Consider the following 8,258-nt stretch of genomic DNA (forward strand, 5'->3'; position numbering starts at 1 on the left):
TTCGGCGTCCGGGGTCAACACAGGGCGGCCAAATGAATCCGTAGCCCTGAGGGCCACGACGCAGATGGATTGCTTGGCAGTTCGCCGGGTGGCCTACATGCTGGATGAGGGTTTCACCGTTGATGCCCCCCCGCCGTCGCCGCGGCCCGAGCAGAGAGATGATGATGCCTCACACCGCTACGCAGCGCCTGACCATCGCGTTGCCGCCTGTCGGAGTCGCGCTTCTCCTAACCACGATGGTTCTGCCCGCGCAGGTCGCTGTCGTTGCGTGGGGACTCGCGATGGTCATGCTCCTCACAGCGCTGGCCTGCGCACTTATCGCCGAGTCGCAGCGACGTGCGGAACGAGCGCGCGCTCTCGTCCGGACGAAGGAATGATCGTGAATGCCGCCACAATGTCCCAGCCCTGTCGAGCGAAGCGTTGACGGCTATCTTGGCGTCTGAACCTACGACGAAGGCAAGCGGGCTCCGCGTTGCATCAGAGCTACGGCCTTGGCAGCGTCGGGGCGGTTGCATGGCGACCGAGAGTACTGCTCGACCCTCCACCTGGCCTAGTTGCGGGGTAGGTATGGGCCTAGGTCGCGGCGGCTCGTCGTCCCGGTCTTCTTCATGATGCGGTGCAGGTGGCTCTCGACCGTGCGCACGCTCAGCACGAGCTCGGTGGCGATCTGTTGGTTCGACCAGCCCATCGCCGCCAGGCGTGCCAACTGGATCTCCCGCTTTGTCAGCAGGATATCGGCGCTGCGGAAACGTGCCGCGTCGAATGTGCCCGGGTCGAGGCTGGCGATGAGGTCGTCACCCGCACGACGTACTCTTTCCGCATCCTCGGCGTGACCGGCGTCCTCGAACAACTGCGCCGCACGGTCATAGGCATTCACCGCGAAACCGGGACGTCCGGTGCGTAGCAGCCGCGGCGCGGATTCCTCCAACTGGGTCGAGTTCTCCGCAACGAGGGCTTCCACGTAGGCGCGCAGCGCGGCGACGAACTCCCCTTCGACGGCGTCGAGGCGCGGACGGAGTTCCTCGAATCGGCCGGGGTCCGGCCAGAGCTCGAGTTCGATGAGGTGCTCCAGCACCGCGTTCCACCGCGCACCGCGCCGCCAGAGCCGCTCGGCGCCTTGGCGAAGCTCCTGGCGAGCGGAGTCGGGGCGTCCGGCGGCAAGTTGGATCTGGCTTTGGGGCCAGCTAGTCGACATCGCCGGAAACGGTCCGTCCGAGATGATGAGGCGTTCGGCCTGGTCCAGCCGCGTCTGAGCGAGGCCGGCGCTCCCGGTACGTCCGGCCACGATGCTGCCGATGCATAGTGCGCCCAGAAGCGATGTCGGCGCGTTTGAACTCGGGGTCCCCACTGCCAGCGCGGTCTCGACCAGGGTGGTTGCCTCCCGGTAGTTGCCCCGGATCAGCTGACACAGGGCCGCGAAATAGGCGGTTGTGCGGATTGCAGTGGCATCGGCGGAGGCGCGTGCCTGCTCGAGGGCGCTGTACGCGAGAAGTGTGGCTTGGGCGTGTTCGCCTTTCGCGAGACGGACCATGCCGCGAATCGTCTCGTGATCGGCCCAGTCCGCCCCCAAGCTGTGTGGATCGACCTGGGCGAGTTCTTCCTCGGCCGCCAGGATCTGCCCGGAGATCAGCAAACCGGCCGCGCGAATTACGTGAACGGATCCGCGCACGTTGTCCGGGAGGCCATCCGGGGGCGCGACGTCGTCACGGATATCACCGATGTGTCCCTCGTAGAGCACCTCGAGGCGCACGCGAGCCGCCTGCAGCGCCGGACGGTACTGCCCCGCTCTCTTCTCCGCGTCGCGCAGCAGCTCTTTCGCCTGCGCGAGATTCCCCCGTCCGGCGAGCCAGGCCGCGTGCCACCCCAGCAGCCGGATCGTCGGCATCATGTCGTCACTGTGCACGGTGCGACTGAGGATCGAGCGGACCTCCCGCGGGGCGAGGTCCGCAGCGGCCAATGCCAGAAGATAGCTGAAGGCGTTCTCCGCACTCGGGCCCTGCTCCCACTCCGCCCGAGACCGTAGGAGGCGTGCGCGCGCGGCGTCCTGCACGGCCCGCACGAACATCGCGTCCGGTTGCGCAGCACGGAGGTCGGTGACGTCCGTTACGCTGGACGCGCGCGATTCGATGACGGCAAGTCCGTCAGTTCCTCGAGCGAGCCGAGCGGCGCGTGCCGGGAGAGCAAGGTGTCGGAAATACTCAGCGATGAGGGGTGGTGCCACGGCAGAGCGCTGCTCGCCGTTGACCAGCTCGAACGTGAGCAGCGCTTTCTCCTCGAGCTTCTCGACGAGCGGGCCCCCGAGGAGCGCGACGGTGCTGTCGAGGTCGAGCGGACCGCCCAGACTCAACCGCTCGAGAGCTTCTCGCTCGCGCCGCCGCAACGGGCCGATATGCCTCTCCACGAGACGACCGAGTGTCGGGGACCAAAGCTCGCCTTGCGCGCTCCACACCCCGTCATTCAGCGCCAGCTGCCCCTCCTGAATACCCACCTCCCAGATGCCGATGGCGAGGCCCGCTAGGCCACCCGACTTGCCGAAAATGCGGCTCAGCGTCGCGGGGTCGATCGCGGCGTCGGCGCGGTGCTTCAGCAGTGCCTCGAGCTCGTCCAGCCGCAGCGGTTGCATCCAAAGCTGGTAAGCGCGACCGAGATGAGGATTCCGAGCCCCCTGGAGGACCTCCTTCACGCGGCGATGGGTCGTAACGACAGGAAACAACGCCGAATGCTGCACTGCGCGAATCACTCCCCACGACGCGTCATCCAGGTGATCGGCATCGTCGATGAACAGCACGAAGTCGCCGTTCGCAGCCTCCTTCGCGAGTCGCTGCGCGTAACTGCCGACGTCGGGCAACCGCGACACCGACGCCGGCTCACCAAAGAACGCTGACAGACCGCCCAACGGCACTCTCTGCAGTCCGGGAGAACCCGCGAGCAGGAGCACCGTGTAGCCGCTTTCTCGCAGTACCTCTTGAAGGCGGCGTAGGAACGTCGTGCGACCACTACCTGGTCGTCCATAAACTGCGACGTCAACGCGGGCGCGGATATATGCCACAGCATCTGTGAGTGTGACCTGATTGCCGAACATGTGCTCAGTCTGGTCTGGTAGCGCGAAAGAAGCGAGAGACCGAATGGTCCCCGACCCCGGCCGCCGGTCAGGGGACAACGAGATGTGCTCCGATTACTGTGTTCTGGACCGAGCGTTCACCCGACGGAAGCTGCTGACATGTGATGATCACCAGTCGTCCCGGCCGGTCCACCCACAACTCAGCTCGCTGGGACAGCTCCGCCTTGTCCACGACGTACGACGAGTCGAGCTCGTAGACCGCCTCACCCACGTGAACCTGCTCGCCGGCGACCACCGCGGCGCGACCATCGGCCACGTCAATTAGATAGTTGCCCGGGGCGACACCCGGATCTGGGATCGAATGCATGACTACGTAGGTCGTGCCTGCGGAGGGATCCTCAGGCGTTCCCAAGTTGCGCACGGTATAGGCCGAAGTGAAGCCGGGCGGGGTGATCTCGCCGTCAACCATGTCGAGTCCACCGAGCGGCACATCCAATCCCACCGACGGCACGGTGAAGCGCTCCCCATCGTCTTCGACGACGTTCATCTGGGCAAGAACCTCGGGGTCCTCAATCGGATCTTCGAGCACCACCGCGTTGCCATCCATGTCGACAACGGACTCGCTCGACGCGGGTGATGGGGCCCAGACACCGGAGGCCAGCCAGAGCCCCGCGGCCACCGCCAACAGACCGACGATTCCGGCGATCCAGACGAGTGGGGCACGGCGCCTCCGCCGACCAGATGCCGAGTGAAGACCGGTGGGTGGTACCGGTGCCAGCGATTTGTTCATTACAACCAGCTTGTGATCGGGAGTTCAGAATGGAGAGGCGAGCCGTCATACGGGCGACTCGCACCGAGAAGTCGGCCCACGTCGCTGCTGAGACGACGGGGCCGACTTTCAGGGAAGGGCGACTCAGCTGCGCTGAGCGCGGACCTTGCGGAAGCCGATCACACCGGCAGCGGCTGCCAGCAGTGCGAACAGCGCCGATCCGCCGACGAGCCACGGCGCGACCGAGCCCGCGTCGGCGTCGACCACACCACCGGTGTGGACAGACGGTCCGCCGGCGGTCGTCGCGTCGGTCCCGGACGTTCCGGTGTCGGTGTTGTCGTCCGGGGTCGGGGTCGGGACGGTCGCCGCGTTGACGGTCCACGCGAACGTGGTGTCGACAGCAGCCACCGTGTCGGAGGATGCCGAGACCGTGACGATGTAGTCGCCGGCCGTGGCGGGGGTGCCCGAGATCACACCGGTGGCGGCGTCGATGGTCACACCGTCCGGCAGGTTGCTCGCGGAGTAAGTGAGGGTGGAGGAATCGCTCGACGACGCCTCGACCTGCACGGACACGTCATCGCCGACCGTGTCGATCTGGTCCTCGACGGCTGTCACCGTGATCGCCGGAGCGGGGACGACGTCCGAGGCGGCGACCGTGAGGGTGCTCGTGGCCGCCGACGTCGGGGTGATGACACCGGTCTCGGGGTCCATCGCCGCCGCGATCTCGCGAGGCTCGAACAGTGGGTGCTTACCGTAACCACCGGCGACCGTGCTGAGGACGGATCCTGTCGCTGCGTCGTCATCGACCATGACCTGGAAGGTCGCGGTCACCGGGTCGCCGGAGCCGTTGTCGCCGAGACCCGCGGAGTCGAGTTCGCCGGTGGTCCAGTTGAGCCGGTTGTCGACGCCGATGGCGGCGGTACCGCTGGTCGCGGTGACGGAGCCTTCGATGAGTGTCGCATTCGCGAGCAGGCCGCTGAGGTCGGCCGCTGCGATCACGGTCTCATTCGCGTTGTAGGTATGCGTGAGGGCGGTCAGCGTGTAGGTGATCGTGTCACCGGCCCGCACCGCGCCCCCGGTTGCCGGGTTGCTGGTGAGCGTGAGTTCCGACAGGTACGTCTGGGGCAGGCTCCAGCTCGCCACGCAACCCGACTCGTTGCCGGCCGCACAATTGCCGTTCACGGTTTCTGCGCCCGTGGTGATCGTGCTCCCGGCGACCGCGAACGACTCGGTGTGAGCGTCGACGGTCCACGACCGCATCGCGATGGGAGCCGACACGATCGCCGTCTTGCCTGCGGGCACCTCGAAGCTCAGCGTCTTCTCGATCGAACCCGCGTAGTCCAGAGGGATCTCGGCGCCGTCCACGCTCGCCGTCGCCGGCGCCGACGTGTGACCGTTCTTGGTCTGATCCCACTCCGTGCCCATATTGCCGGAGGTACGGATGGTGAGGCTGACGACGCCATCGGCCTCCGTGTTGTTGGCGGCGGCGATCGAGATGATCTGCTCGTCCCCGTTCGCCCACTCCGTGCTCTGCGGAGTGACGGTGATGTCGAGTGGATCGCCCTCGGCCGCGGTCGCTGCCAGTGGCGCTGCGAGAAGCCCTCCGGTGAGGAGCGCGACGGCACCCGCGCTGAGCGCGAAGCGGCCAGTCTTGGTGTATCTCATGGTTCTTCCTTACTTCGGCATCCGAGTGGAGGATCGGCTGCGACTGATCGAGGGCACGATCCGCCCCTTGCGTCCCCCAGACCGGCGTGATCGTGCACGAGCTACTCCACCTCATTGCCGCGGGGCCCTTGGACGAACCGCGCGGCATGACGTGGCGTCGAGCCGGGATTACAGTGACGGCTGCGCGCGCCTCAGTGGTTGAGCGCCCCTGGGGCAGAGGCGACGCGACTCCTGGTGCGGGTCGACGTTGCGGCCGCCAAGAGCGCCCATCTTCAGCGCACCAGCATGCAATGGCATCCGTCGACTGAGTGTCGAGCGCCCGACCACGGAAGGGAGCGGTGGCGCTACACGTACGCGCGGGTCGGAGCCCACTTCCTACCGCGCCGCTGACACCTCACTCGCCCGCTCCTACTACTGGGGCAGGCGCGGAACCGGGTCGGGCGCCCTCCAGAGCTGGTGTGATGGGATCTATGAAGACGGTGGGGACTGTCTTCATCTTGGTAGCGGCCTCCCCCGCTGCCAACAATGCTGGCTCCCCGGCCAGCGGAGGTGGGTGGCCCGCGCTCTCCCCAGTGCCCCGGCCACCCCCTCCCCTTCTTCACGCAGGCCTGACACCCCACGACCGGCACCGCGCGACTGCACCCATATCGCCGAGTCGACGACGAAGTCCTCATGCTTCGCGACGAGGGCGACCGGCCACGCCCGTGACGATCTTCGCCGCGACATGTTCACTCAGCACCACATGGGTCTAGACGCCTCGGCGCAAGCCCTCTAAGGTTTGGCTCAATCAGCCCCGCCGATGGAGGTCACGATGAAACGTTCGCTCCGCACACTCAGCGCCTTAGGCTCGGCCCTCATACTGGTAGCGGTCGGCACCGTCCCCGCGGTCGCCGCCGAAGTTCCTGGGTTCTTCGATTCTGTGGCGGTAGCGCCGGTTCTACCGACACCGTGGCAGCAGACAGACAATTCGACGGCCGTTCCCGCCGGGAGCGTTGTCGATGTCGAGTTCGCCTTCACTGTTCCCGATCAGGCAGCAGCCGGGGATACCGCGACGCTCACGTTGCCGTCCGAGCTATCTGTCACTGATCTCATTTCGTTCGACATCGTCGCCCCAGATGGCGTCATCGGAGCAGTCGCCGCCAGCGGGGCAGGAGATGCGGTGATCGTGACTCTGAGCGACTACGTCGACTCCCACACCTCCGTGTCCGGCACCGTGAGATTCCCCGCGCGCTTCGATTCTCCCGCCGCGACCGAGACCCCGACCGCATTCCCGGTGACGTTCAGCACAGACGATGGCACGTTCGCTGCAACCGTGAACGGCTACACGATCACGGAGACAGGATTCGACGAATTTGGTGTCGTCGGGGCCTCATTCTCCGGGGAGAGCCTGGTATGGACGTATCGCATCGGCGCGCCGGCCTTCGAGTTAGATTTTGCGCTCATGGATGGCGCAACGACGGTCGACTGTTCTGCCCTGCAGGTCACGTACCGAGATGCCCCCTGGGACAGCGGGGACCCGTATCCCGCGGACGACGGCTTCACTGCACCGGTTCCAGCATCCACTGCAACCTGTGGTGCCGTCTCTGGCGGCCTCGAGGCCGCGACGCAGGTAGTTTCGATTTCTGACGAGGCGGGCGTTGCCGACGGGGTCCTTCGCGAGTTCCAGCTCACGACGACGATCACCGATGCGGCGCGGACACAGTTCCAGACGGTTCTCGCGACGACCGATGCGGCAGGGTCGGCCGCGTTCTACGCGGCAGGACTCGCCGACCGTCAGGTGAGCGAGGGCACCGGCACGGGCACCCTCATCCCAGCCCCGACGCCGACCGACGGCCCCGCACCGAAACCGGACGGCGACGCCTCTGGTGAGGGCGAACTGGCGGAGAGCGGTCCTACTGACCTCGCTGCAGTCGGCCTGTCAGCGATACTGCTGCTCACCTTCGGAGGTCTCGCGATGACTCGTCGACGCCCGACGAACTGAGCTGAAGCTCACGATGGCGGACGACTCGCTTCAAAGGCCGCTCCGAGCCTGTCACGCAGAGATCAAGCTCGAAGCAGCCTCGACACACAATGAAGGCCCCAATCCCGGTGTTTCCAAGGGATGGGGGCCTTCATGGTGGCGGTGACGGTGGGATTTGAACCCCTTGTCACGTCCCAGCGATATGGCGGCAATCCGCGGAATCATGCGGATTTTGGGTCGCTTTGCCCCCATCTACACCCACCTAGAAACACTGGTCCTCAGGCCGGAGTGCACCAAAATGCACCAAAAAGGATCCGGATTAAGCAAAGCGATCCGGCGTGCCCACCAAGACTTCAGGAGGGGCCCGTCCCTCTGCCCGTTGGCTCCTCGCGGCTATCACGCCAAAGTTGCTGAGCACGCTGTCGGGTGAGTGCGTCCGTGACGTTGTCCAGGTCATCCGGAAAGAGTGCCGCGTAAATGTTGAGCGTCTCTGCAGCGTTTTTGTGACCGAGCATTCGCTGGACGACCTTGACGTTAGCACCGGCGCTGATCGCGAGGCTCGCAGCGGTGTGGCGGAGGTCGTGCGGGATCACGCGTCGGGAATCAGGGTCGGTGCGCATGGCTCGCTTCACTGCGCTGACGAACCAGCCTGACTGCGAATTCCCCGGACGCAGGAACCCGCCGTTTTCGGAGTTCCACAGACGGTCGTCGCCAGCCTTGTCTTTGCACGCAGGATCGTTCGTCCCTTGGTCGTCGTAGTATCCGCTCGACAGGGCGATGATGCCCACGAGTGAGAATGTGAA

General features: G+C 65.9%; 5 protein-coding genes. 1 reads left to right on the forward strand and 4 read right to left on the reverse strand.

The window, feature by feature from the left end; all coding sequences use genetic code 11:
• Positions 1 to 550 precede the first annotated feature (550 nt).
• The 3 genes from DW298_RS03325 to DW298_RS03335 form a co-directional block, all read right to left on the reverse strand.
• Positions 551 to 3,082 carry a LuxR C-terminal-related transcriptional regulator gene (locus DW298_RS03325; protein ID WP_136041069.1) on the reverse strand — a complete coding sequence of 844 codons (2,532 nt, stop codon included), beginning with the start codon at positions 3,080 to 3,082 and terminating at the stop codon, positions 551 to 553.
• Positions 3,083 to 3,149: 67 nt separating this feature from the next.
• Complete coding sequence (locus DW298_RS03330; protein ID WP_136041070.1) at positions 3,150 to 3,851, reverse strand: class F sortase; 702 nt, start codon at positions 3,849 to 3,851, stop codon at positions 3,150 to 3,152.
• A 123-nt stretch (positions 3,852 to 3,974) separates the two neighbouring features.
• Positions 3,975 to 5,495, reverse strand: coding sequence for a putative Ig domain-containing protein (locus tag DW298_RS03335; RefSeq protein ID WP_136041071.1), 1,521 nt, complete (start codon positions 5,493 to 5,495; stop codon positions 3,975 to 3,977).
• A gap of 811 nt (positions 5,496 to 6,306) precedes the next feature.
• On the opposite strand from DW298_RS03335, the gene DW298_RS03340 reads away from it, so the two are divergent.
• A complete protein-coding gene (locus DW298_RS03340) occupies positions 6,307 to 7,476 on the forward strand; it encodes an Ig-like domain-containing protein (RefSeq protein WP_136041072.1) in 1,170 nt (389 codons plus the stop codon).
• A 332-nt stretch (positions 7,477 to 7,808) separates the two neighbouring features.
• Here DW298_RS03340 and DW298_RS03345 read toward each other — a convergent pair.
• Positions 7,809 to 8,258: tyrosine-type recombinase/integrase (locus DW298_RS03345; RefSeq protein WP_168429455.1), on the reverse strand; the 450-nt coding region annotated here is incomplete at its 5' end.

It is taken from the genome of Microbacterium sp. A20, assembly GCF_004794515.1.
Taxonomy (GTDB): domain Bacteria; phylum Actinomycetota; class Actinomycetes; order Actinomycetales; family Microbacteriaceae; genus Microbacterium.

Excerpts from the sequence above, each read along its gene's own strand:
- DW298_RS03325 (WP_136041069.1), bottom strand. The coding sequence starts at position 3,082 with ATGTTCGGCAATCAGGTCACACTCACAGATGCTGTGGCATATATCCGC.
- DW298_RS03335 (WP_136041071.1), bottom strand. The coding sequence starts at position 5,495 with ATGAGATACACCAAGACTGGCCGCTTCGCGCTCAGCGCGGGTGCCGTC.
- DW298_RS03330 (WP_136041070.1), bottom strand. The coding sequence starts at position 3,851 with ATGAACAAATCGCTGGCACCGGTACCACCCACCGGTCTTCACTCGGCA.
- DW298_RS03340 (WP_136041072.1), top strand. The coding sequence starts at position 6,307 with ATGAAACGTTCGCTCCGCACACTCAGCGCCTTAGGCTCGGCCCTCATA.